We start from the raw sequence: 727 nt of genomic DNA, 5'->3' as shown, positions 1-727 counted from the left end.
CGTGCCTGACGAACTGGATGCGCCAAGCAGATGTCGAGGACGGTGCCCGTCCCGGCAAGACCCGTGACGAATCCTCCGAGCTGCGTGATGCTCGCAAGAGGATCCGGTTGCTGGAGCAGGAGAACGAGGTCCTGCGGCGCGCGGCCGCCTACCTCTCACAGGCGAATCTGCCGGAAAAAGGTTCTACCCGCTCGTGAGCGAGCTCGCCGGTGACGGGATCCCCGTCGCGGTGTCCTTGCGGGTCTTGAAGCTCGCCCGTCAGCCGTACTACCGGTGGCGGAAACACCGGGTCACAGCCTCGGAACTCCGGGCGGCGTATCGGGCGAACGCCCTGTTCGACGCCCACCGGGATGACCCGGAGTTCGGATCGCGGTTCCTGACCGTCGAGGCCCACGCGGCCGGCGAGGTGATGTGCGAGCGGACGGCGTGGCGGATCTGCCGCGACAACCAGTGGTGGTCGGTCTTCGGCAAGAAGCGTGGGAAGAACGGGAAGCGCCCCGGTCCCCCGGTCCACGAGGACCTCGTGAAACGCGATTTCGCCGCAGATGACGTCAACGAGCTCTGGCTCACCGACATTACGGAGCACTCCACGGAGGAGGGAAAGCTCTATCTCTGTGCGATCAAGGATGTCTTCTCCGGGCGGATCGTGGGCTACTCGATGGACTCCCGAATGAAGGCTCGTCTCGCGGTGAACGCGCTGGTCAGCGCGGTCACGCGTCGGGGTGAA

At 65.6% G+C, this 727-nt stretch carries 2 protein-coding genes; both read left to right on the top strand.

The genetic code is table 11. The features are described from left to right. A partial coding sequence (locus FCK90_RS16045) for a transposase (RefSeq protein WP_425481720.1) occupies positions 1 to 197 on the top strand: 197 nt, incomplete at its 5' end. After that, positions 194 to 727, top strand: a 534-nt coding sequence (locus FCK90_RS15185; protein WP_181954352.1) for a DDE-type integrase/transposase/recombinase, incomplete at its 3' end; no start/stop codon positions are given. The genes FCK90_RS16045 and FCK90_RS15185, both read left to right, overlap by 4 nt.

The organism is Kocuria coralli (genome assembly GCF_008831305.1).
Classification (GTDB): Bacteria; Actinomycetota; Actinomycetes; order Actinomycetales; family Micrococcaceae; genus Kocuria; species Kocuria coralli.
Note: the sequence above shows the minus strand (reverse complement) of the source record. Positions and strands in the feature narration are given on the sequence as shown.